This is a genomic window from Paraburkholderia sp. D1E (assembly GCF_052682275.1).
Genome location: NZ_JBQYMB010000001.1, coordinates 927,921 through 949,955, shown reverse-complemented (window position 1 = coordinate 949,955; position 22,035 = coordinate 927,921). Strand labels below are relative to the sequence as shown.

Annotated in this window: 20 protein-coding genes and 1 pseudogene; 14 read left to right on the top strand and 7 right to left on the bottom strand. The window is 59.7% G+C overall.

The annotated features are described in order from the left end of the window. Positions 1–426 precede the first annotated feature (426 nt). The 9 genes and pseudogenes from ACUN0E_RS04440 to ACUN0E_RS04400 all read left to right on the top strand — a co-directional run bounded on the left by ACUN0E_RS04440 (position 427) and on the right by ACUN0E_RS04400 (position 12,145). The gene (locus ACUN0E_RS04440) at positions 427–1,611 is read left to right on the top strand and encodes an MFS transporter (RefSeq protein ID WP_445565770.1); all 1,185 of its coding nucleotides are present in this window, start codon (positions 427–429) and stop codon (positions 1,609–1,611) included. 367 nt (positions 1,612–1,978) lie between these two features. Beyond that, positions 1,979–3,337 (top strand): methyl-accepting chemotaxis protein, encoded by a 1,359-nt coding sequence (locus tag ACUN0E_RS04435; protein WP_445565769.1) that lies wholly within the window; start codon positions 1,979–1,981, stop codon positions 3,335–3,337. 174 nt (positions 3,338–3,511) lie between these two features. Next, the gene (locus ACUN0E_RS04430; protein ID WP_408224431.1) at positions 3,512–3,877 is read left to right on the top strand and encodes a hypothetical protein; all 366 of its coding nucleotides are present in this window, start codon (positions 3,512–3,514) and stop codon (positions 3,875–3,877) included. Positions 3,878–3,989: 112 nt separating this feature from the next. Beyond that, entirely contained in the window at positions 3,990–5,291 is a 1,302-nt protein-coding gene (locus ACUN0E_RS04425) for a TolC family protein (protein ID WP_408388251.1), read from the top strand. 10 nt (positions 5,292–5,301) lie between these two features. Further along, on the top strand, positions 5,302–6,846 hold the full coding sequence (locus ACUN0E_RS04420; protein ID WP_445565768.1) for an efflux RND transporter periplasmic adaptor subunit: 1,545 nt from the start codon (positions 5,302–5,304) through the stop codon (positions 6,844–6,846). Further along, positions 6,843–10,061 carry an efflux RND transporter permease subunit gene (locus tag ACUN0E_RS04415; RefSeq protein ID WP_445565767.1) on the top strand — a complete coding sequence of 1,073 codons (3,219 nt, stop codon included), beginning with the start codon at positions 6,843–6,845 and terminating at the stop codon, positions 10,059–10,061. Before ACUN0E_RS04420 ends, ACUN0E_RS04415 begins: the two co-directional genes overlap by 4 nt. Continuing rightward, entirely contained in the window at positions 10,058–10,411 is a 354-nt protein-coding gene (locus ACUN0E_RS04410) for a copper-binding protein (protein WP_408224419.1), read from the top strand. The genes ACUN0E_RS04415 and ACUN0E_RS04410 overlap by 4 nt, the downstream gene beginning before the upstream one ends. A 60-nt stretch (positions 10,412–10,471) precedes the next feature. Then, positions 10,472–11,707: pseudogene (locus ACUN0E_RS04405) on the top strand (UDP-N-acetylglucosamine 1-carboxyvinyltransferase); the annotation flags it as partial. 75 nt (positions 11,708–11,782) lie between these two features. Continuing rightward, positions 11,783–12,145: a nuclear transport factor 2 family protein gene (locus tag ACUN0E_RS04400; protein ID WP_445565766.1), complete on the top strand. Its 363-nt coding sequence runs from the start codon at positions 11,783–11,785 to the stop codon at positions 12,143–12,145. 138 nt (positions 12,146–12,283) lie between these two features. On the opposite strand, the gene ACUN0E_RS04395 is transcribed toward ACUN0E_RS04400, so the two are convergent. Continuing rightward, positions 12,284–12,517, bottom strand: a complete 234-nt coding sequence (locus ACUN0E_RS04395) for a hypothetical protein (protein WP_408224413.1) — start codon at positions 12,515–12,517, stop codon at positions 12,284–12,286. A 167-nt stretch (positions 12,518–12,684) separates the two neighbouring features. On the opposite strand from ACUN0E_RS04395, the gene ACUN0E_RS04390 reads away from it, so the two are divergent. After that, positions 12,685–13,137, top strand: a complete 453-nt coding sequence (locus ACUN0E_RS04390) for a GNAT family N-acetyltransferase (protein ID WP_408224410.1) — start codon at positions 12,685–12,687, stop codon at positions 13,135–13,137. Positions 13,138–13,245: 108 nt separating this feature from the next. Beyond that, positions 13,246–13,452: a hypothetical protein gene (locus tag ACUN0E_RS04385; RefSeq protein WP_445565765.1), complete on the top strand. Its 207-nt coding sequence runs from the start codon at positions 13,246–13,248 to the stop codon at positions 13,450–13,452. A gap of 81 nt (positions 13,453–13,533) precedes the next feature. Here ACUN0E_RS04385 and ACUN0E_RS04380 read toward each other — a convergent pair whose 3' ends face one another. The 4 genes from ACUN0E_RS04380 to ACUN0E_RS04365 form a co-directional block, all read right to left on the bottom strand. Further along, the gene (locus ACUN0E_RS04380; protein ID WP_408224638.1) at positions 13,534–14,766 is read right to left on the bottom strand and encodes an NAD(P)/FAD-dependent oxidoreductase; all 1,233 of its coding nucleotides are present in this window, start codon (positions 14,764–14,766) and stop codon (positions 13,534–13,536) included. A 113-nt stretch (positions 14,767–14,879) separates the two neighbouring features. Then, positions 14,880–15,449: a cysteine hydrolase family protein gene (locus ACUN0E_RS04375; RefSeq protein WP_445565764.1), complete on the bottom strand. Its 570-nt coding sequence runs from the start codon at positions 15,447–15,449 to the stop codon at positions 14,880–14,882. Positions 15,450–15,541: 92 nt separating this feature from the next. Beyond that, positions 15,542–15,943: a hypothetical protein gene (locus ACUN0E_RS04370; protein WP_445565763.1), complete on the bottom strand. Its 402-nt coding sequence runs from the start codon at positions 15,941–15,943 to the stop codon at positions 15,542–15,544. 184 nt (positions 15,944–16,127) lie between these two features. After that, the gene (locus ACUN0E_RS04365) at positions 16,128–17,063 is read right to left on the bottom strand and encodes a LysR family transcriptional regulator (protein WP_408224401.1); all 936 of its coding nucleotides are present in this window, start codon (positions 17,061–17,063) and stop codon (positions 16,128–16,130) included. 100 nt (positions 17,064–17,163) lie between these two features. Between ACUN0E_RS04365 and ACUN0E_RS04360 the strand changes: the two genes are divergently transcribed. Together ACUN0E_RS04360 and ACUN0E_RS04355 are read left to right on the top strand one after the other, a co-directional pair. Further along, a complete protein-coding gene (locus ACUN0E_RS04360) occupies positions 17,164–18,213 on the top strand; it encodes an aromatic ring-hydroxylating dioxygenase subunit alpha (RefSeq protein ID WP_408224635.1) in 1,050 nt (349 codons plus the stop codon). Between the two features lies 1 nt (position 18,214). After that, the gene (locus tag ACUN0E_RS04355) at positions 18,215–19,168 is read left to right on the top strand and encodes a PDR/VanB family oxidoreductase (RefSeq protein ID WP_445565762.1); all 954 of its coding nucleotides are present in this window, start codon (positions 18,215–18,217) and stop codon (positions 19,166–19,168) included. A 165-nt stretch (positions 19,169–19,333) separates the two neighbouring features. Here ACUN0E_RS04355 and ACUN0E_RS04350 read toward each other — a convergent pair whose 3' ends face one another. Continuing rightward, positions 19,334–19,759: a VOC family protein gene (locus tag ACUN0E_RS04350; protein WP_408334445.1), complete on the bottom strand. Its 426-nt coding sequence runs from the start codon at positions 19,757–19,759 to the stop codon at positions 19,334–19,336. 133 nt (positions 19,760–19,892) lie between these two features. Here ACUN0E_RS04350 and ACUN0E_RS04345 point away from each other — a divergent pair, with 133 nt between their 5' ends. After that, positions 19,893–20,756, top strand: a complete 864-nt coding sequence (locus ACUN0E_RS04345) for a LysR family transcriptional regulator (RefSeq protein ID WP_408224392.1) — start codon at positions 19,893–19,895, stop codon at positions 20,754–20,756. A 180-nt stretch (positions 20,757–20,936) separates the two neighbouring features. Here the strand turns inward: ACUN0E_RS04345 and ACUN0E_RS04340 are convergent, their stop codons facing one another. Then, complete coding sequence (locus tag ACUN0E_RS04340; RefSeq protein WP_408224389.1) at positions 20,937–21,971, bottom strand: methyl-accepting chemotaxis protein; 1,035 nt, start codon at positions 21,969–21,971, stop codon at positions 20,937–20,939. Positions 21,972–22,035: the final 64 nt, after the last annotated feature.

The window sequence follows — 22,035 nt, the reverse complement described above, 5'->3', positions numbered from 1 at the left end:
GCTGGCGAACTTGGCGAGACATGAGTTTCATGTTGACGGCAATGATGGCTATTTGTATATGTACGGCCCCGATCCCGATCGACTCTATGTGGTGACAGGTCCAATCCTGAAATCGTCCAGGCTGATGATCGACGCCGAAGTCACGAAGCACTACGGTTCCCGCACGGAAACGTTTGTGATACACCGGGACAGCGTGCGATAACGACGCGACTTCCAGACTCGCACACTGCGTTCGGGGGGCACAACAATTCGGATTTTCGTCCTGCACTACCGCCTACGTGATCCCCTGCTGGTTGCATCCTCCACTTAACTTCGGTAATGTCCAGCCTTCAGGGATAACCGAAGGTCACGCCTCGAAACCCAACTGACTGACGATGACGCACCCGGCCTGTTCGCCGCGTCATCCATCACATCGGACGGGATTTCATGGACACGCGTGTGTACTTGCTGGCAGCAACGGTATTTCTGGCCGGCATCGACGAAAACATCTGCATCGGCATCCTGCCGTCCATCGCAACGGACCTTCATGTCTCGCTTGCGTCTGCTGGGCAACTCACCACGATCTTTTCCTGCGTCTTCGCACTGACTGCGTTCTGCGTGTCCGCGTGGTTATCGCATCGGGAGCGCAAACGCCTGCTGCTGTACGCCTTGGGCGCTTTCGCGCTCAGCAATCTGCTGGCAGCCATGAGTCCGGGCTATGGCGTACTGTTCGCAGCGCGCGTGGCGATGGCCGCCAGCTGTGCAACGGTGATCCTGTTGGCCACGACGCTTGCCACCGAACTCACGCCTCCTGCCCGTCGCGGACGCGCTATCGGGATTGTTTTCATGGGCATCAGCGGCTCACTGGTGCTGGGCGTGCCAGTCGGCATGGTCATCAATAACTGGGCTGGCTGGCGTGCGGTATTCGGCTGCATCGCTATTCTGGCATTGCCGCTCACGGTCTATCTTGCGTGCCGGCTGCCGCTGTCCGCATCGCGCAAATCGATGTCCGTTCGAACGTACTGGACCCAGCTCACGCATCCGCGAATGCTCACCGGGCAACTGGTATCTGTTGCGATGATCGGCGGGCACTTTACGCTGTTCGCCTATCTGACACCGTATGTGCAGGCCGTTTATTCGCCGGGCGCGGCCACGTTGACGCTGCTCTATGTCGCCTTCGGCGTGGCGGGCGTCATAGGCGCGTGGCTGGGCGGCTGGTTTTCCGATCGGGCAGGCGCATCGCGTGCGCTGATCTGTTGCCCTGCGGTCTTTTTGTTGGCAATGGCTGTACTCCCCGCGACAAGCCGCGCGCCCCTCCTCTTCCTGCCCGCCATGATGCTGTGGGGATGCCTGAGCTGGTCCATTTCGCCGATCGTCCAGAACTACCTGATACGCAGCGCGCCGGATCAGGCCGACGTCAGCATCGGCATCAACGTTTCCGCAATGCATCTTGGTGTGGCCTTGGGCGCGGGTCTGGGGGGACTTCTGGTGGACAATGGCGCGCTGCTCAGTACGCCTTGGGCAGGCTGCGGTGTGGTCGCGATCGCGTTGTGCCTTGCATGGAGATCGACGAGGACCGCGTCGGCAATCTCCGGCGAGGAGCCGATGCACCAAGTGAAGGCTGGCGAATAACAAGCGCAACATTATGTGCTTGAACTGTTAGCAGTGGAGCTCGCGTGCCGGGCCTTCCCGCGCCCTTTTTATTGATCTAAAGAATCGGCCAGGCATGCCGTTATGCAGGTGCATGGCGTGTGGACGAGGCCCCACGTCAGCAATCGCGTGCGCGCAAACCGTTGTCCGCAAGGTATTCGGAGCGCTCGCCGCCGATTCTCATCACCGACTGCAGATCGGGTGAGACGCGGATCCAGCGACGCAGAGACGACGCATCCGCACCAGATCAATAAAAAGATACCTGAGAGAAGAGACCCCGCATGAAACAGCCGGACGAGTTGTTGCACACGGTTTATGTGAAGGCCGACAGGCTCATGATTGTTGTCGTATGGGGGCTGTTCGCGATCTCCTGCCTGTTGGCGACACGCGACTACAATTTGCACGCCGTACTGTGGGTCGGATTGCCTACTGTCGCCGTCGCGTCGATGCTGACTTACTGGCGTGCAGGCGCACTGGTGACGCGCCTTTTCCTGGCCGCCAGTCTGATGACATTCGCTGCGTTGCAGATTCATCAGGAGCACGGCCTCACCGAATTGCACTTTGGCATCTTTGTGCTGATGTCGTTCCTGCTGGCCTATCGCGACTGGCGACCGATCCTCTGTGCCGCCTGCGTCATCGCGGTGCACCACTTCACGTTCAACTATCTCCAGCTTGCCGGATTGGATGCCTATTGCTTCACCACGCCCGCGTGGTCGACCGTGTTGCTGCATGCGGCTTACGTGGTTGCTCAGGCCGGCTTGCTGATCTTCATTGCGCGGCATATGAAAGCCGATGCACAAACGGGCCGGGAACTCGCCGTTCGTGGCGAAAACCTTTCACGGCAAGCGGGTCAATTCGACCTGCGCCTTCCGCCCATGACGCTCAAGGGGAGCAGCAGCCGCACCTTCAAGGACACACTCAGCGCCATCCACGATGCGATGCGCGAAATCACCATGACGATCGACCAGATGGCGGCTTCATCGGACAACATCGCAGCCGAAAATCACACCTTGTCGCAGGAATTCACCACGCAAGCCGAAACGCTCAACGCAACCAACATGGCGATGGAGCAGATCGCGCAACGGTCAGGGAAAGCGCGGAACATGCGGCATCCGCGAATAGCCTTGCGCGGCAGACCTCAACCTCGGTACAGCAAAGTGAACAGGTTGTCGGCGAAGTCGTCGACAAGATGAACGAGATCAATCAGGCTGTGCATCGGATGGGCGACATGATCGCGATGATCGAGAGCATCGCATTTCAGACCAACCTCCTCGCGCTCAACGCGTCTGTCGAAGCGGCGCGTGCGGGTAGCCACGGACGGGGTTTCTCGGTAGTGGCCGAGGAGGTGCGTACGCTCGCTCATCGGAGCGCCAGCGCCGCGCGCGAAATCAAAACCCTGATTGGCGATTCTTTGCAGCGCGTCGAGCATGGCTCGACGCTCGCAACACGGGCCGGTACGGCCATGCGGCACGTTGTCGGCAATGTGGGAGACGTCGCCAGGTTGATCGAAAATATCAGCGCATCAAGTGACGCCCAGAGCCACGATGTCGACCGGTTCAGTCAGGGCATGGGCAAGATGGATGCGATGCTGGAGCGCGATGTTCAGCACGTAAGGGGTGTCGCTTCGGCGTCGGCAAGCTTGCGGGAGAAAGCGCGGACGTTGCGTGAGGCGATGTCGATTTTTCTCGTCGAGCACGACATGAAGTAAACCTGAAGGTGGGCATAAGAAGATGTCTTTAATTGGCCCTTCTACTCACCACGACCTTTTCCATAAACGACTTGACCTTCCCCCAATGGGAAGGTCAATCATGCAGGCAAGAACCAACCCCTGAGCGGAAAAAGCCGCCAATCAGATTGAATTGGCTGCGCTATACTTGCTGCGATGAAAATTCTGCGGACACTCCTCGTCTTGCTGCTGTGTGCGATGCTGCCCCTGAGTGGGCTGGCAGCGAGCGGCACGACTGGACCGTGCCCAATGGAATCCACCATGGCCGGTGACACGGCGGCCATGTCGGCTGATATGCCCGGCTGCGATTCAATGAGCCCAACGTCCAGCGAACACGGCAAGTCGAAGGTGTCGCTGTGCAAGGTGAGTGCCCAGTGTCAGATGGGTAGCCTCTATCACCCTGTTTCTTCTCCCACCGTAACTCGACCCGCTGGGTCGTTTGTCCCCGTCAGCTTCCACTACGCGCAGTCGCTCTCCATCCGCGAGCCGGATGGCCTCTGGCGTCCACCGCAGTCCCTCTAACTCTATCGTTCTGGTTCACCGCTTTTGCGCGGTGATGTCGTCCCGTTCCGGGGCGTGAGTTCGTGTGTCCGCTCGCGCGGCTATACGCGGCTCGACCATTCGAGGTTAGAACATGCTTTCCATCATCGGCACGCCGGCATCCCGGCGCGCCTGGGCTCGCTCATGTGCCGTCTTTTTCGCATTCGGCCTGTTGGCTGGCCGCGCGGCGCACGCCCAGAACGCGGGTTTGACGCTCGACGAGGCACTGCAAATTGCCACTAGCCGCTCGTCCTCGATCCAGGCTGCGCAAGCCTCGATCCGCGGAAGTTCGGACGTGGTTGTCAAAGCCGGGCAACTGCCCAACCCCACGCTGAATCTGAGTGTCCAGGACCTGCCCATCAATGGACCCAATGCCTTCACCATCGGCCAGGACAATTTCACGATGCGCGGCATCGGCATCCAGCAGGAATGGGTGTCGCCGGAAAAGCGCCGGCTGCAGACAACGCTCGCCAATCGTGCTGTAGAGCGGGACAAATCGACGTACCTTGAAAAGGTGGCCGAGGTCCGTCAGCAAGCGGCCATGGCGTGGCTGAACGCCATCTATGCAAAAAAGGCCGTCGCCCTGAGCCAGGCACTGGTTGACCATCTGAGCGAGGAACTGACGGCAAGGCAGGCGTCTTATCGTGGTGCAAAAGGGACGGCGGTCGATGTCGCTCAGGCCAACCTGACGCTCGGGAACGCGCGTGACGAACTGATCAATGCGCGGCAAGACGAGAAGACCGCGTTGATTGCGCTGTCGCGCTGGACGGCGGCAGGCAACGTGCTGGAAGTTGCCGGTACCCCGCCGGAGCTCCAGTCAAACGTGTCCAGTTTGAGCGTCGAGCAACTTGCCCAGGTCCAGCCCGCGTTGATCGCGGCGCGCGCAGCCATCTCGCTGGCTGACGCCGACACGGACGTTACCCGAAGCAACAGGAACCCGAACTGGACCTGGGGGCTGACCTACTTCAAGAGCGGCGGCCAGTTTCCGGATTATGTCTCGGTAGGTGTCTCCATTCCGTTGCCGATCCATCGCCGGAACGTCGAAGACCGCGACGTCGAGCAAAAGTCCGAGATGGGTACGCAAGCGCGGCTGACTTATGAAGACACCGAGCGGCAGGTGGTAGCTGATATCCAGAGTCTGACGGCAAAGCTCGCCAGTGGCCGGGAACGTCTGGCCAATGCGAAACAAGCCGTTCTTCCCTCGGCCGAACAGAAAGTGCAACTGGCCAATGCCGCGTACCGATCAGGTGCCGGCACGCTCGCTGATGCGTTGGACGCGAGACACACACAGCTCGAAGCGGACCTTCAGGTGTTGAACCTTGAACGCGACGTTTCCCTCGTCTGGGCGCAGCTGGAATACCAGGTTTTGCCGCCCGATCTGACCTCCGGCCAGTAAAGAGAAAAACATGAACCAGAAACTGATCGTACGCGCGGTGGCAGCCGTGTTCGCTGCGGCCGTGCTGCTAGGCGCCGGCTACGTGATCGGCACCCGTCGCGCGGCAACGGATGCACCCATGGCGTCAGCCGCGGCCGCGACGCCATCCGCACCCGGAGATAAGGTCGACGCAAAGACGGGTCGCAAAGTGCTCTATTGGCACGATCCGATGGTGCCCAACCAGCACTTCGACAAGCCCGGCAAATCGCCCTTCATGAACATGGCGCTTCAGCCCGTTTTCGCTGACGAAGGCGGTTCAAACGGGATCAAGGTCGACGCCACGCTTCAACAGAATCTTGGCATCCGATACGCGACGGTGGTCCGGCGGGACACCGCCGAAGGTTTCGACGCGATCGGAACCACCCAGTTCAATGAGTCGATGGCAGATGTCGTCCAGTCGCGGGTGACCGGCTATATCGACCGCCTGTACGCCAGCGCGCCGATGCAACGTGTCGCGAAGGGCGCGCCGATTGCGTCGCTATTCGTTCCCGACTGGCTGGCGCCCCAGGAAGAGTACCTTGCGCTCAAACGTGGGGGCATGGATGCCGGCCTGCTTGCTGCAGCCCGCGCGCGCATGCAGGCGCTGTCGATTCCGGACGGCCTCATTGCGAGCCTCGAGCGAACCGGCAACGCGCAGACCCACGTTACGTTATTCGCCCAGGAAGCCGGCGTGCTGACGGAACTCAATGTTCGCGATGGCGCGATGGTGTCGCCGGGCCAAACGCTCGCCAAGATCGCGGGTCTTTCGAAGCTGTGGCTGATCGTCGAGATACCTGAGTCGCTCGCATTGCAGGTGCAGCCCGGCATGATGGTCGACGCGACGTTCGCTGGCGACGCTTCACAACACTTTAGCGGCCACATCCGTGAAATTCTGCCGGGCATCAGTACGGACAGCCGGACGCTGCAGGCGCGCCTCGAAATCGATAACGCCGGGCTGAAGCTGACGCCCGGCATGCTGATGCGTGCACGGGTCAGCGGAGCGAAGCCGGTCTCGCGGCTGCTTGTGCCGTCCGAAGCGGTTATCACCACCGGCAAGCGCTCGATCGTCATCGTCAGGAATGGCGATGGCCGGCTGCAGCCTGTTCAGGTCACCGTCGGTAACGATAGCGGCGACAACACCGAAGTGACAAGCGGGCTGACCGCGGGTCAGCAGGTTGTCGCATCGGGCCAGTTCCTGATCGACTCGGAAGCGAGCCTGACATCCGTGCTGCCGAAACTCGACGGAAGCGTGGCATCTGGGGTATCGGCATCTGCACCTTCTTCTGCTTCCGCCCCCGCTGTTGCGCAGACCTACGAAACGACCGGCAAGGTCGAACAAGTCACCGCCAGCGACATCACGTTCTCGCATCAGCCCGTGCCGGCGCTGGGCTGGGGTGCAATGACCATGACCTTCGGCAAGCCGTCTCCGAAGGCCTTTCCGGACGTCAAGGTGGGCGAGTCCGTGCATTTCGTCTTCAAGCCGTCCGATGACGGCTACCAGTTGACGCAGGTCGAACCGGTCGGAGGCGCGAAATGATTGCACGCGTCATTCGCTGGTCGATTTACAACCGCTTCCTTGTGCTGCTCGCGACGGTGCTCGTCACCGCGTGGGGCGTGTATTCGCTGACCCAGACGCCGCTCGACGCACTGCCGGATCTGTCCGACACGCAGGTCATCATCAAGGCATCGTATCCAGGCAAGGCGCCCCAGGTCGTCGAAGACCAGGTGACGTACCCGCTTACGACAACATTGCTCGGCGTGCCGGGCGCCACCACCATCCGCGCCTATTCGTCGTTCGGGGATGCGTTCGTCTACGTGCTATTCGATGACAAGACGGACCAGTATTGGGCCCGCTCGCGCGTGCTCGAATACCTGAACCAGGTGCAGAGCCGTTTGCCCCCGGGCGCGACTGTCTCACTCGGACCTGATGCAACCGGTGTTGGCTGGGTCTACGAATACGCGCTGGTCGACCGCACGGGCAAACATGACCTTGGGCAGCTCCGCGCCTTGAACGACTGGTTTCTGAAGTTCGAGCTGAAATCGGTGCCGGACGTTTCGGAGGTGGCCAGCATCGGCGGCATGGTGCAGCAATACCAGGTTGTTCTGGATCCGGACAAGCTGCGCGCCTACGGCATCACACAGGCTAGCGTCGCGGATGCGATCGGCAAGGCAAACCAGGAATCGGGCGGTTCAGTGGTCGAACTGGCCGAGTCCGAGTACATGGTTCGGTCATCGGGCTATCTGCACTCGCTCGATGATTTCCGCAACATCGTGCTGCGCACGAACAGCACCGGGACCCCTGTATTGCTTGGCGATGTCGCCCGCATTCAGATTGGGCCTGAAATGCGCCGTGGCATTGCCGAACTGAATGGTGAAGGCGAAGTGGCTGGCGGGGTGATCGTGATGCGCTCGGGAAAGAACGCGCTGACGACCATCGAAGCGGTCAAGGCGAAGCTCGCCGATCTGAAGAAGTCTCTGCCGCCGGGCGTCGAGGTCGTTACCACCTATGACCGCTCGCAACTCATCGAACGCGCAGTCGACAACCTCAAGGACAAACTCATCGAGGAGTTCATCATTGTCGGATTAGTCTGCGCGGTGTTCCTGTTTCACCTGCGCAGTGCGTTCGTCGCGATCCTGTCACTGCCGCTCGGCGTGCTGGCCGCATTCATCGTGATGCGTTATCAGGGCGTCAATGCAAACCTGATGTCATTGGGCGGCATTGCGATCGCGATAGGCGCGATGATCGATGCAGCCATTGTGATGATCGAGAACGCTCACAAGCATCTGGAAGCGTACGACCACAAGCACCCCGATACGCCGATTACGACCGCCCAGCGGTGGGAACTGATCGCGCAGTCTGCCGCCGAGGTTGGGCCGGCGCTGTTCTTTTCGCTGCTGATCATCACGCTGTCGTTCATTCCGGTGTTCTCGCTCGAAGGCCAGGAAGGCAAGCTGTTTGCGCCACTCGCGTTCACCAAGACCTACACGATTGCCGCTGCCGCCGGGTTGTCCGTCACGCTCGTGCCGGTCCTGATGGGCTATCTGATCCGCGGCCGGATCCCGCATGAGAATGCGAATCCAATCAACCGGCTGCTGATCCGGCTTTACCGTCCATTGCTCGAAGCGACGCTGCGCCGGCCGTGGGTGGCAATCGGGCTGGCAGTGCTAGCGCTCGCCATCACGGTGATTCCCGTGTCGCGGCTCGGGGGCGAATTCATGCCGCCGCTTGATGAAGGCGACCTGCTTTACATGCCGACTGCGTTGCCCGGCATCTCCGCAGATAAAGCCGCCGAACTGCTGCAGCAAACGGACCGCCTCATCAAGACGGTTCCTGAAGTGAAGACCGTGTTCGGCAAATCGGGACGTGCCGATACCGCGACCGATCCCGCGCCGTTCGAAATGTTCGAAACCACCATCCAGTTCAAACCGCGCAGCGAATGGCGGCCGGGCATGACGCCGGAGAAGCTGGTGGATGAACTCGACGCGCGGGTAAAGATTCCGGGCCTGTCGAACGTTTGGGTGCCGCCGATTCGCAATCGCCTGGACATGTTGTCGACCGGCATCAAGACGCCCGTCGGGGTGAAAATCTCCGGCGCGGACCTCGGGCAGATCGACAGGATCGCCACGCAGGTCGAGTCCGTCCTGAAGAACGTGCCGGGTGTCACGTCAGCCTTGGCGGAACGCCTGAACGGCGGTCACTACATCGACGTCGACATCGACCGCTTCGCGGCTGCCCGCTATGGTCTGTCGGTGACCGACATCCAGTCCGTCGTGTCGACTGCCGTGGGTGGCGATAACGTTGGCGAGGTGATCGCGGGTCGCGAGCGCTTTCCAATCAACATCCGCTATCCACGGGAGATCCGGGACTCGGTCGACAACATACGCCAGTTGCCGGTCGTCACGGACCGCGGCGCGCAGATCACGCTGGGAGATGTGGCCACGGTCAGAATCTCCGATGGCCCGCCGATGATTCGCAGCGAGAACGCCCGGCTATCAGGCTACGTCTACGTTGACATTCGCGATACCGACTTGCAATCGGCTGTGAAGGCGATGCAGATCGCGGTTGCGCAACAGGTTGTCCTGCCACCCGGCTATTCCATCGCGTGGTCGGGTCAGTTCGAGTATCTGGAGCGCGCGGCTGCGAAGCTGCGAACGGTGATTCCTGTGACGCTCGTCGTCATTTTTGTATTGCTCTTCCTGACCTTCAACTCGGCGGCCGACGCGCTATTGCTGATGTTGACGGTGCCATTTGCACTCGTGGGAGGGTTCTGGTTGATCTGGATGCTCGGACACGCAGTGTCCGTTGCCACGGCAGTGGGATTCATCGCGTTGTCCGGTGTGGCGGCCGAATTCGGTGTCGTGATGCTGCTGTATCTGAAGGGCGCACTTAACCGTCGGCTTGAGGAAGGGGAGCCCTTTACCGAAGAGACGCTTGTCGATGCTATCCGCGAAGGCGCGGTTCTGCGGGTGAGACCCAAGGCGATGACGGTCGCGGTTGTCCTGGCGGGCCTCATCCCGATCATGCTGGGCCATGGTTCCGGCTCCGAAGTCATGCAACGCATCGCCGCGCCGATGGTTGGCGGCATGGTGACCGCGCCGCTCCTGTCCATGCTCATCATTCCGGCCGCCTGGCTGTTGCTGCAGCGCCGCCGCGTTACGCGCATGAAAGCAGACACGCAAGAAACGCTTCAACCTCATGTCGTACCCCATGGCACGCTTGTGCCGCACACTCACTCTGGAGAAAACCAATGAAGAAGTTGATCACCCTGACGGCTATGGTCTGTACCGGTCTTACGTTCGCCGGCGCGGCGATAGCGGCGGACGATATGGCCGGCATGAAGATGAACAGCAGTGCAACGGATGCCGGGGCACAGAACAACGCCGTGCTTACCGACGCGGTCGTCAAGAAGGTGAACCCGTCGACCGGCATGGTGACGCTTCAGCACGGCGAGCTGAAGAACATCGGGATGTCGGCGATGACGATGGCCTACAAGGCCAAGGATGCGTCGATGGTCAAAGAGGCGAAGGAGGGTGAAAAGGTCAAGGTACGAGTCGAAAATGTGGATGGAACGCTGACCATTGTGAAGCTGCTGAAACAGTAAGGGTTCGCGGTTGCACAGCGATGCGTCGGCGCTTTTCTGCCGCTAACGCATTGCTGTGTCAGCGCTGTCCTGCCCGTCCTTTGCGCCACGCTGCTTACCGATCAGCCGCTACGTCTCATCGGCGTACCTGATATCACCGACGTCAAGAAGATCCTTGAGATCTTTCGCATGCTCGGCAGCCGCGTGTCGATGGATTTCACCACCGGTATCCTCGATCTGCATCACCACGCGACTGCATTCGATCCGGTCGCGCACAGGTTGCCCGAGGAGATGCGCTCTTCGATCATGCTGGTGCCACCGTTGCTGGCGCGTTTCGGCGTTGCACGTCTGGAAAACGATGTAAAGGGTTGTACGCTAGGCGTACGCGAGATAGATCCGCACGTTGAGGTCTTCGAGCGCTTCGGTGCGGGCATTGAGCGCACTGCCGACTCGCTCATCGTGCGCGCAGCCACTCAATTGGTCGCAAATCAGCATTGGCTGGACTATGCATCGGTCACCACCACCGAGAACTTCGTGCTATGCGCGGCGTCGGCCCATGGCACGTCGACGTTAGTTAATGCAGCATCGGAACCGCACGTGCAGGAGTTTTGCCGTTTTCTGGCAAAGCTGGGCGTCCCGATTGACGGCATTGGCACATCGCGCCTGAGCGTAGAGGGCGGCCACAAACTCAGTGGCGGCGAATTTCGTTTCAGCGAGGATTTCCACGAGATCGCAACTTTTCTCGCGCTTGGTGCAATCACCGGTGGCGACATCGCGGTCAAAAACACCGCGCCTGAGCAGTTCCCGCTTATCGACCGAACCTTCGCGAAGTTCGGCGTGGAGGTGGTGCACCGGGATGGCTGGTCGCACGCCGTTCGGGAAGGTCCGCTGCGAGTGCGGCGGCCTTTTACCCAGAATATTCTCACCAAGGTGGAAGCGGCGCCGTGGCCCTATCTACCTGTCGATCTGCTGCCCATTTTCATTGCGCTTGGCGTTAAGGCCGAAGGCAGTGCGATGTTCTGGAACAAGGTATATGACGGGGCAATGGGCTGGTCGGTTGAACTGTCCAAGTTCGGCGCGCATGTGTTCCTGTCGGACCCTCATCGTCTGATCACGTTCGGCGGGCTTCCGTTGAGCGCCGCGAAAGTCGAGAGTCCATACATTATTCGCGTGGCAATCGCGCTGCTCATGGTCGCCGCGAGTATCGAGGGGCGTTCGGAAATCATGAATGCGCTGCCGATCCGCCGTGCACATCCAAATTTTGTGGAAAATTTGCGCTCAGTGGGCGCAAACGTGGAGTGGACCAGCAGCGAATGAATGTCGACTACGAGCCGTTGACATGGCCAAAGCATGCCGCCTGATATCACCGATGATGACTAGGAGAATTCCAGCATGAATGCGAGATTTATCAGTCTCATGGCCACAAACAACTTTCACGCCGTCGCGGCGGTTCTGGCGCAGGACTTTGTTCTTGAGTGGCCCCAATCGAAAGAGCGGATTCGGGGCGCGGCCAATTTTGCTCAACTCAACACAGAATACCCGGCGCAAGGTCCGTGGGTTTTCACGATCAATCGTATCGTCGGGAGTGAAAAAGAGGCTGTGTCGGATGTGTCTGTCACCGATGGCGTCCAGCATGCCAGAGCAATCTCGTTCTTTACGGTCGAACACGGCAAAATCACCCGCATGGTCGAATTCTGGCCAGATCCCTACGAGGCGCCATTTGACCGCGCGCAGTTTGTCGAGCGAATTGAGTGAGCGACGCGCCTCCCTCCGCGCACGACGGCTATTTGAACTGGACACACGTCCTGTACTGAAGATCCAGAAACCTTTGCAACGTCCTTTGCGTGACAGCACGCGAACTGCGTCGGTGACCGTTATCTCGCTGCGTGTTGCCTACCCGCGCTGTGACGTTTGGGCGACAGGAAACAGGGGGGAGCGGCGATTCAAGGAGCAATTGGCCGCCAGACAGAAAGCCCCTATCAGTAAGGCAACCAGGATCGCAATCACGAGTTGATATGTCAGGATGGTGGTTAGCGCATGGGTATGGGCAAGCCATGCCAACCAGCCTAGCGGACCGAGCGCTGCACCGAATGCAGCGACACCGAGCAAGCCGAAAATGACTCTCATGGCAACGTCCTCGTTAGGATTTCAAGCGGATACTCCACGGCAGATTATCTGACAGAACCCGCCAGGTTGTCGTCTTAGGCAGCATGCGGCCAACTTGAGTCCTTCGACATGGAAGCGCTACTATATTCACGACCGCGTCTTCAGCCGAATACTTGCGAAGCATTACAATGCATCCCGATCCTCGCCCCGCCATTCTTGCCGACCGTCAAGCTATCGAGGAAATCGTTCGAGACGCCTACTCGCCTTATATCTGCCGTATCGGGCGGCCGCCGGGGCCGATGCTGGATGACTATGAAGTCTTGATCGGCGAGGGAAGGGTCTATGTTGTCGAGTTGGAAGGCACCATACAAGGCATTCTTGTACTCGTCCCGGAGCAGGATGCGATGCTGCTGGCCAACGTGGCCGTCGCACCTTCTGCCAAGGGAACAGGACTAGGCCGCAGCCTGCTGGAATACGCTGAGTACTCAGCCAGAGCGGCGGGCTACCGCGTCATCAGGCTCTACACCCACGAGACCATGACGGAAAATATCGCGCTTTACTCTCGCATCGGCTATACCGAGACGCACCGGGCCGAGGAAAAAGGTCTAAAGCGCGTATTCATGGTCAAGCACCTGGCCTGATCATTGACGACGTCTACCGGTATTCGGAAAGACAAAGACCCTTGTGGGTAGACCTGAGACGTGCCGCATTGCAGTATGCCTGTCGATCTACTTTAGGAATAACCTCCAATGGCGACGATGCAACCGCAGGTGGCTGATTCACCACCGGCCGAATTCGTGCTGGCAGGGCGATCCTGGCTCTTCGTGAGCGTGGCAGTGCTATGTCTTGCGGCTGCTATTTATTTCTTTGTGACTCGCGATCATCCTTTTGTCGGCTTGCACTGGCAGATGTGGCGAGCGCTCGGGATTAGTCTTGAAGAGCGGCAAGACCTCTAATTAGGACTCGAATGCTGCCGCTTGCGTCAGCTGAAAATGAGTTGCGTGCCACCGGGCGTTGTGTGCTTTGATCGGGCAGCGCTAAAACCGGTCGACCCTGAACGGCCGGGGATCCACAAGCGTCTCCTCGCCGGTCATCATCTCGGCGATCAACCGGCCCGTCACGGGACCTAACGTCAGCCCGTGGTGCGCGTGACCAAACGCGAACCACAAATCCTTGTGATTTTCTGCCGGTCCGATGATCGGCATCATGTCGGGCGTGCAGGGGCGCCGACCCATCCACGGTTCGGCGTCCAGACGCTCGGCCAACGGGAACAGCCTGCGTGCAACCGGTTCGACGGCGGCGAGCTGGTTGGGTGTTTTCGGCGCGTCGTGCCGCGCGATTTCGGCGCCTGTCGTCAGCCGGATACCTTTTGCCATCGGCGCCAGCAAGAATCCGCTTTCGACATCGAGCACCGGATGATTCAGACGCGCTCCTGGCTGTGAGCCATAGTGCATGTGATAACCGCGCTTGGAAGCCAGCGGCAGGCGATAGCCCAGCCGTGAACTCACCTGATCCGACCACGGCCCCAGCGCGATTACAGCGGACGAAGCCGCGATCGTGCCCGCGTTCGTATCGACCTGCCAATGATCGCGCAACGTATTCGCGTCGCCGATGAAAAAACGTCCGCCGAGCTGTTCGAAGTATTTTGCGTAAGCCGTCACCAGTGCATTCGGATCGCTCACGGAATCGGATGCCGTGTAGCGCAGGCCGCCGATCAAGCTGCGCTCGAGATCGGGCTCCATCTGTTGCAGACGCGCCGCGTCGAGCGACTCGAACTCGACGCCGTATTCCTGATGCCACTGCCCGGCAATCCGCGTTTCCCTGTCGCGGACCGCTTCGGTGCGGAACACTTTCAGCCAGCCGATCGGACGCAATAACGCGCTCGCGCCGGCATCGGCGGCTAGCGCGCGATGTTCGCTCACACAATGTTCGATCAGCGTCGAATAGGACCTCGCGATCGCCGCATGCTTCGCCGGATGAGAATTGCGCCAGTATTGCCACAGAAACGGCATGGCCTCGAGCATCGCGTTGGCGTGGTATCGAACGTCAGGCGACTGGTTACGTGCGTATCGAAGCAAGGTGCCGAGGTCGCGCGGAAATGCATACGGGTACACGCCTTCGCGCTGGATCAGCCCCGCGTTGCCAAACGACGTCTCGTTGCCGGGCAGTTTGCGATCGACCAACGCAACCTGGTGCCCGCGTTTCTGAAGATGGACGGCGACGCATACCCCGACAATGCCCGCGCCGAGTACGACGGTATCGAATTTCATTGTGCTCATGAGTTCACCGACTGAGGATAACGCCAACAGTTTCGTTCAACATGGACATGCCGGCGCCGCTCGCGTTCGACCAGCACCACGTTGGGCGCGAGCGGATTACTGGTTTACGTGCCTAGGTCCAGCAGCGCCGCGGCGGTGATAACGGTGCAGTATTCCGTGTCCAGATTGGCAAGCGACATCGCGTGCACGTCTTCCGCGCTTCTCAGGTTGCCGTTCCAGTCCTTTCGGTCAAACGTGAAGCAGCAATCGGCCGCGAGGTAGGTAGAGAAACCGAGGTTGCCGGCCATACGAACGGTTGCTTCGACAGAGTTATTGGTGATGACGCCGACTACAACGAGTGTGTCATGGCCTTGCGCGCGAAGTCTCGTTTCCAGATCCGTACCTATAAAGGCATTGTTGGTCTGTTTCGGGATGACCGGCTCGCCGGCAGCCGGAGCGGTCTCTGACTTGAAGTCATGTCCGGCTTGCCCCGGCCGATAATGTGAGCCGGGTTCTTTCGAGTCGTGCCGAATGTGCCATACCGGCCAGCCGTTACTGCGCCAGTGGGCGAGCAAACGTGCAATTTGAGTCTCGGCAAGTGGGTTGTTTCTCTTCCCCCAGCTTGGATGATCGATCGCTTTCTGAAGATCCACCAGCAAAAGGACGGCACCAGCAGAGGGGAGCAAGGGAGCCATTTGTGATTGTGCGTGAGTGAGTGAACGTGGCCGCGTAGCCGCGAAGCGATTCGCTTCAGAACTTTACCGCAAGGCTGCCGCGAGCTCCGCAATCACTCTTCACATTTCACGTCCTGCTTTCGCACGACGATAATCACCGGGTATGTCCCGTGGTCGAGTTCCACGCGCGCGACCACGGCCATTGTCTCGCTGTCGACGTCGTCGTACACGCTGACCTTTTCATTCCGAAGGTTGGTGACGCCGGTACAGGCAGACGCGCGACCCTCGTCGGAGACTTTGCATTGGATCGGATTGTCTGCAAGGTAGCGATATTTGTCTCTGTCAGGGGCCGCAAGGTACTCACGAAAACTCTGCGCGGCTCCACCGACGCCAGTGACATATCCAATGGCGCACTGCAGTGTGGGTGTATTGCCACTCGCGGATGTTTGGGCTGTCGCAGCCGTGCTTGCGGCCACGACGACAGCCGCGAGTGTCGATGTAAGGAAATATCTCATGGCGCAAATCACCGTCGTCAGATCGAAGTGCTGGATTGTAATGGCATCTTGCTAAAGGGGTTTGAAAGCGAACGGCCGCTGCTATAGCCAGATTCGAAGCGCTGATGAGCCGCGAGCGACGGAACTTCTGCGCTACGAGAGGTGCATCATATCCCTCGTCGGAGATGAACTTTCGAGTTCGACGCTATTCGTCCGGTAAGTCGGGATAACGCTCGAAAGTCCGCTTGATGAGTTGGCGAAGCCAGATGTTCGCTGGTTCGTCGTGAAAGCGTGGATGCCAGTGTTGACGGAGCGCAAAGGGTGGCAGCGCCACGGGCGGCGGCAGGATTCTGACGGTACCGAGTCTGGCGAAAGTATTTCCAAGTTCCAGCGGTACCGTTGCGATCAGTTCGGGATGTTCGGCGATCAACAGAGGAACGACGAGGAAGTGTGGTGTCGTCAAATATACGTTGCGCGTGATTCCGTATTCGTCGAATGCGCTGTCATACGCCGCGCTGGCTCGCCCAGTCAGCGAAACCACAATCTGTGGCATCGTTTCGAACTGTTCGCGCGTAATCGATTCGCCGATGGCCGTGTTCCGCACGCTGGCCATGGTCACAAACGAATGCAAAAACAACTGCTGCTGGAATAGATCGTCGGGCGCGGCACGGATCGAGCCCAACGCAAGATCCGCTTCACCAGACGCGAGCAGCCCTTCGATCTGTTCAATTGGAACCTGCACGGATCGCAGCGTGCAGTTCGGCGCTTCCTTGCGCAGCCGCCGGATCAGCGGCGGCAGGAAGACCAGTTCCCCCATGTCGGTCATACACAGAACGAATGTGCGCCGCGCTGTCGAAGGATCAAAGCGTGCCTGCGAGACGACGTCCTGACGCAAGGTCGTCATGATTTCAATGATCGATACGCCGAGCATGGTTGCTTTCGGCGTCGGTTCCATGCCAGCCGGCGTCTTGACGAACAGCGGGTCTTCGAAAAATGCCCGTAAACGGTTCAGCGCATGGCTCATTGCGCCCTGTGAGAGCCCCACTTCCGATGCCGCGCGAGTCACGCTTCGTTCACGAAGCAGCGCGTCGAATACGACCAGCAGGTTGAGATCGAGATCACGTATATGCACGCGGTGCATTCCCTGCATTAGCTCCATTGTCTTGACGCATGATGGTCCCAAATCTATCGTGAGGTCAAGCGTCCTCCCGACAGGGCGCAGGCAAATGGAGGAGACAACTATGTTCATCAGGAATACGTGGTACGTGGCCGCCTGGTCGCATGAGGTGGCAGGCGAAGCGCTTTTCAATCGCGTCATTACCAACATCCCGGTTTTGCTGTATCGCGAGGAAAGCGGCGGCGTGGTGGCGCTCGAGGACCGTTGCTGTCATCGCGGCGCGCCACTGTCGGTTGGCCGGCGTGAGGGCGATTGTGTGCGGTGCATGTATCACGGCCTGAAGTTCGACAGCGCCGGGACCTGTATTGAAGCGCCGGCCCAGCAGCGCATTCCGCCGCAGGCGAAGGTGCGAAGCTTCCCGGTTGTCGAGCGGCATCGCTGGATCTGGATCTGGATGGGAGACCCATCACTGGCAGACCCGGAAGCTATTCCTGATACCCACTGGCTCGATGATCCGGTGTGGCGTAGCCTGCCTGGCTACATTCACTATGACGTGAACTACCTGCTGATCTGCGACAACCTGCTGGACTTCTCGCATTTGCCGTTTGTGCATCCGACCACGCTGGGCGGCCCTGAGGACTATGCGAAGGTACAGCCCAAAGTCGAGCGGATCGAGGGCGGCGTACGCATCACGCGCTGGACTTTGAACACGGACGCTCCGCCGTTTGCTGCTGCCGTGAAGGACTGGGCGGGTAAGGTCGATCGCTGGAACGTTTATGACTTCACCGTTCCCGCGATCCTGCGGATGGATTCCGGCATGGCGCCAGTCGGCACAGGCGCACAAGAGGGAGTTCGTGTTGATGCCGCCGAATTTCGCGGCTGCCAGGCGCTCACGCCTGAAACAGAAAACTCAACGCATTATTTCTTCGGTCACCCGCACAACTTTGCGATTGACCAGCCCGATGTCACGCGCGCGATCCATCAGGCAGTAGTCGATGCGTTCGATGAGGACCGCGACATCATCACCGCTCAGCAGAGGAATCTTTCACTGGACCCAAGCTTCAGGATGATGCCGTTTGGTATCGATGCCGCGCTGTCCCAGTTCCGCTGGGCCGTGAATCAACGGCTTGAAGAAGAGCGAGCGCAGGCGTCGGCAGCGGCCCGGGGAGACTGAGATGATCGAGGTGAAAGTGACGCGGTTGAAGCGCGAGGCAGAAGGGATACTCGGCGTCGAACTGCAGGCAGCGGATGGCGCCAGGCTCGCCGGGTTCGAGCCTGGCGCGCACATTGATGTCTATCTGGCTGACGGTCTTACACGGCAGTATTCACTGTGCAACGACGCGTCCGAAACGAACCGTTACTGTCTTGGCGTCGGACTTGCCGCCGTATCGCGCGGCGGATCGCATTATCTGCACACGTCGCTTCGCGAAGGCGACGCTCTGACCATCAGCGAGCCCCGCACGCTATTCAGGCTCTCACGTGACGCGACGTGTCATCGTTTCATTGCGGGTGGAATAGGCATCACACCGATCCTCAGTATGATCAGATGGTGTGTCCGTCATTCCATCCCCTGGCAATTGCACTACTGTGTGCGCTCACGGATGTGCGCCGCGTATCTCGATGAATTATCTGCTTTCAGTGACTGCGTTCATGTGCACGCAAACGACGAGTGGGGCGGCCAGGCGGCTGACATTCAAACATTGGTAAGCGACGTAAAGATGGGCGAGCACATCTATTGCTGCGGCCCTGCTGGACTGATGGATGCTGTATCCCGTCACGGTCAGCAAAGCGGCATACCGCGCGAAAATCTACACTTTGAGCGCTTTACTGCTCCACCCACGCAAATCTCTGATAACAGCGATCGACCGTTTACTGTTGTTCTCGCAAAGCAGGGCTTGCGATGCGCCGTTAAGCCCACGGAGTCGATTCTCGAGAGCCTTGAGCGTCAGGGGGTCTCCCCGCCGTTCTCTTGCAGGGAAGGACTGTGCCGCAGTTGCGAGGTTGAGGTTTTGTCGGGCGAAGTAGAACATCGTGACTACGTGTTGAGTGAAGAGGAGCAGGTGGCTGGCAAATCCCTCATGATCTGCGTGTCGCGGGCTAAATCAGACGAACTGGTTATTGACCTCTAGTCGATGACGCGTGCTGCGGTACAGGCACGTTCAGCCATTTTTTCTTCATCAGAATGCGTTCGAAATCCTTGAGCGCTGCCGAAGTAATCCGGCAACTGTGCGGCCGATCGTACCGAAGCCGGTAATCGCGACACTCCACCGTTGCCTGACGATTTTCCCGCGACCTTACTTCGCGAACAGCATATCGAGGTTCGCGAACGACTTGAATTCGAGCGCATTGCCGCTCGGGTCCAGAAAGAACATGGTGGCCTGTTCGCCAGGCTCACCCTTAAAGCGGATGTATGGTTCGATCACAAATTGCATGCCGACCGCCTTGAGCTTTTCCGCGAGCGCGGTCCACTGCGGCATTGTCAGCAGCGCGCCGAAATGGCGCACAGGGACACCGTGTCCATCGACGGCATTGGTCGAGCTCACGCCCGTTTCACCCGGCGCGAGATGCGCGACGATCTGATGGCCATAGAAGTTGAAGTCGACCCAGTCGGGCGCGCTACGGCCTTCGGGACAGCCAAGCAGGTCGCCGTAGAACGCGCGCGCCGCCTCGATGCTGTGGACCGGAAATGCAATGTGGAACGGGAGGAGTGGGGTATTCATCGCAATGGGGCTTCCAGAAGTTGAAGGAATGTGCGCTTCATCGAGCGTTCAGACAACATATTAAATACAACGTGTTTTAATGAATAACGATATATTTCAGATCTGAGAGCCAAATTTATCGATGAATTGAACCATGCTACGAGAGCTCAGAACGTTCCTCGCCGTCGTGCGTCATGGCACTTTTGCGCGTGCCGGCGCGCAGACCGGGTTGACGCAGTCGGCGGTGAGTGCGCAGATCCAACGTCTGGAAGACGAACTCGGCTTCGCCTTGTTCGATCGTACCGGCCGGTCCGCCAGCCTCAACGCAGCGGGCAAGCGGACAGTGGAAGTTGCGCAGGAATTGCTCGCGGTGTATGCACGCCTCGCATTGCAGGGCGCTGCAGGCGAGAATGCAGGGCTCTTGCGGGTCGGCGCGATCGCGTCGGTGCAGAGTTCGTTGCTCGTCGGTGCAATCCAGCGGTTTCGCGCGGCGTCGCCAGGCTGGCGGATTCGCGTGCTGCCGGGGGTATCGCTGAATCTGCTCGCGCAGGTCGACTCGGGCGAACTGGATCTCGCGGTGATTATCAAGCCGCCGTTCGCATTGCCGCCCGAGCTGAAATGGCATTTGCTCGTTAGCGAACCATTCGTACTGCTGGTGCCGCGCAAGCTTGCGAAAGAATCGTGGCGCGTGCTGCTCGCCCGTGAGCCGCTGATCCGCTACGACCGTAATTCGTTTGGCGGGCGGCTCGTGGACCGCTTCCTGAAACGCGTGCGGATCAACGTGGACGACGTGGCGGAGTTGGACGAGCTGCAGGGAATCGTTGGGCTGGTGGCGGCGGGCGTGGGCATTGCCATCGTCCCGCAGGCGGCGGCGCTACATATTCCGCCGACGGTGCGAACGCTGACTCTGGGCGACGACACGTTCTACCGCGACGTTGGGATCGTCGAGCGCGCGACGGCCGATCAGCAGAGCGCTGCTCATGACTTCGCTGCGCACTTGCGTGCGATGGTGGGTTAGTCGCGAAAGCAGGCAGGGAAAACGCATTCAATTGTCACCGCGCGTTGCATCGGCTTTGCTGATCTTTCCGCAAGCCGCAAGCCGCAAGCCGCAAGCCGCAAGCCGCAAGCCGCAAGCCGCAAGCCGCAAGCCGCAAGCCGCAACGCGCGATGGGTAGAGCTGCCGCCTTGCGTGATCGCCTCACGGCGGTGACTGCACAATCACGCCGTACCACCCCAAACCGCGATAGCTCTCATAGCCTGGGGTGGCGGCGAACGATATGGTACGGCCGTCTGCCAGTTGATAAAAGCCTGCTGGACGGCCGTTGGTATTCAGATGGAACTGTTCGTCGAGCACGCCCTTATCGTCCGAACTCGCAATCACGCGATGCGACGCGTTGACGATCATGCAGCGCGTGCGTCGCCATTCCTCTTCCGTGAGCCGCACGCCTTTAACGACGGCCGACGCCTGTGGCGCCCAGTCGAAAAAGATTACCAGTGCACCGAGCGGTTTGCCGTCGACCGCGCCGTTTTCGCGGATTGCCGTTGCATAGGTCGCGACGTGCGCGTGCTTCAGAAGCGGCAGCGCCTCAATGTCTCCCGCAATAAAGTCCGCGCCCGAAGGTGTTTTCATCGCCTCGCGAAACCACCCGGCTTCGGCGACATTGCGGTCGTGCACCGCATACATATCCGGCCGGCCGTTTGCGACTACGTTGCCCGCCGCGTCGATGATCCATAAATCGCGGTACACGGTGTAGCTGTCGAGAATCACCGACAGACGGCGCGACGCATACGCCCGTGTCTCCGCACTCTTATGGGCGAGGCAGTCGACCACCGCGGAATCGGTCGCCCACCAGCGCACGTCGCATGAGCGCTCGTACAGATTGCGGTCGATTACATCGATCATGTTCAGCGCGAGATCGGCGCAACGTTGGCCCTCATGTGAGCGCAGCCGTTCGATCATGCTGTCGCCGAGATCAGTCAGCTTGGTCAGCGAGCCGGCGAGTTCGCGATTGAGCACCGTAGTGATTTCGCCGATTCGCGCGGACACATGCTTGACCTGATTCGCCACGACCGCGAAGCCACGGCCTGCATTACCGGCGCGCGCCGCTTCGATCAAGGCGTTGAGTGCGAGGAACGTGGTCTCGCGATTGATGTCGTTGATATCGGAGATTTTCCCCGTCGCCAGCTTCCTGACGTGATGCGTCAGTTCGACGATTTCGAGCGGATTCGACATGGCTTGGCCCCGGTAGCGTGGAAATGTTGTACCTGCATAAAAGCAAGCATCGGGCCGGGTCGAC

Excerpts from the sequence above, each read along its gene's own strand:
- ACUN0E_RS04440 (WP_445565770.1), top strand. The coding sequence starts at position 427 with ATGGACACGCGTGTGTACTTGCTGGCAGCAACGGTATTTCTGGCCGGC.
- ACUN0E_RS04435 (WP_445565769.1), top strand. The coding sequence starts at position 1,979 with ATGGGGGCTGTTCGCGATCTCCTGCCTGTTGGCGACACGCGACTACAA.
- ACUN0E_RS04430 (WP_408224431.1), top strand. The coding sequence starts at position 3,512 with ATGAAAATTCTGCGGACACTCCTCGTCTTGCTGCTGTGTGCGATGCTG.
- ACUN0E_RS04425 (WP_408388251.1), top strand. The coding sequence starts at position 3,990 with ATGCTTTCCATCATCGGCACGCCGGCATCCCGGCGCGCCTGGGCTCGC.
- ACUN0E_RS04420 (WP_445565768.1), top strand. The coding sequence starts at position 5,302 with ATGAACCAGAAACTGATCGTACGCGCGGTGGCAGCCGTGTTCGCTGCG.
- ACUN0E_RS04415 (WP_445565767.1), top strand. The coding sequence starts at position 6,843 with ATGATTGCACGCGTCATTCGCTGGTCGATTTACAACCGCTTCCTTGTG.
- ACUN0E_RS04410 (WP_408224419.1), top strand. The coding sequence starts at position 10,058 with ATGAAGAAGTTGATCACCCTGACGGCTATGGTCTGTACCGGTCTTACG.
- ACUN0E_RS04400 (WP_445565766.1), top strand. The coding sequence starts at position 11,783 with ATGAATGCGAGATTTATCAGTCTCATGGCCACAAACAACTTTCACGCC.
- ACUN0E_RS04395 (WP_408224413.1), bottom strand. The coding sequence starts at position 12,517 with ATGAGAGTCATTTTCGGCTTGCTCGGTGTCGCTGCATTCGGTGCAGCG.
- ACUN0E_RS04390 (WP_408224410.1), top strand. The coding sequence starts at position 12,685 with ATGCATCCCGATCCTCGCCCCGCCATTCTTGCCGACCGTCAAGCTATC.
- ACUN0E_RS04385 (WP_445565765.1), top strand. The coding sequence starts at position 13,246 with ATGGCGACGATGCAACCGCAGGTGGCTGATTCACCACCGGCCGAATTC.
- ACUN0E_RS04380 (WP_408224638.1), bottom strand. The coding sequence starts at position 14,766 with ATGAAATTCGATACCGTCGTACTCGGCGCGGGCATTGTCGGGGTATGC.
- ACUN0E_RS04375 (WP_445565764.1), bottom strand. The coding sequence starts at position 15,449 with ATGGCTCCCTTGCTCCCCTCTGCTGGTGCCGTCCTTTTGCTGGTGGAT.
- ACUN0E_RS04370 (WP_445565763.1), bottom strand. The coding sequence starts at position 15,943 with ATGAGATATTTCCTTACATCGACACTCGCGGCTGTCGTCGTGGCCGCA.
- ACUN0E_RS04365 (WP_408224401.1), bottom strand. The coding sequence starts at position 17,063 with ATGCACCGCGTGCATATACGTGATCTCGATCTCAACCTGCTGGTCGTA.
- ACUN0E_RS04360 (WP_408224635.1), top strand. The coding sequence starts at position 17,164 with ATGTTCATCAGGAATACGTGGTACGTGGCCGCCTGGTCGCATGAGGTG.
- ACUN0E_RS04355 (WP_445565762.1), top strand. The coding sequence starts at position 18,215 with ATGATCGAGGTGAAAGTGACGCGGTTGAAGCGCGAGGCAGAAGGGATA.
- ACUN0E_RS04350 (WP_408334445.1), bottom strand. The coding sequence starts at position 19,759 with ATGAATACCCCACTCCTCCCGTTCCACATTGCATTTCCGGTCCACAGC.
- ACUN0E_RS04345 (WP_408224392.1), top strand. The coding sequence starts at position 19,893 with ATGCTACGAGAGCTCAGAACGTTCCTCGCCGTCGTGCGTCATGGCACT.
- ACUN0E_RS04340 (WP_408224389.1), bottom strand. The coding sequence starts at position 21,971 with ATGTCGAATCCGCTCGAAATCGTCGAACTGACGCATCACGTCAGGAAG.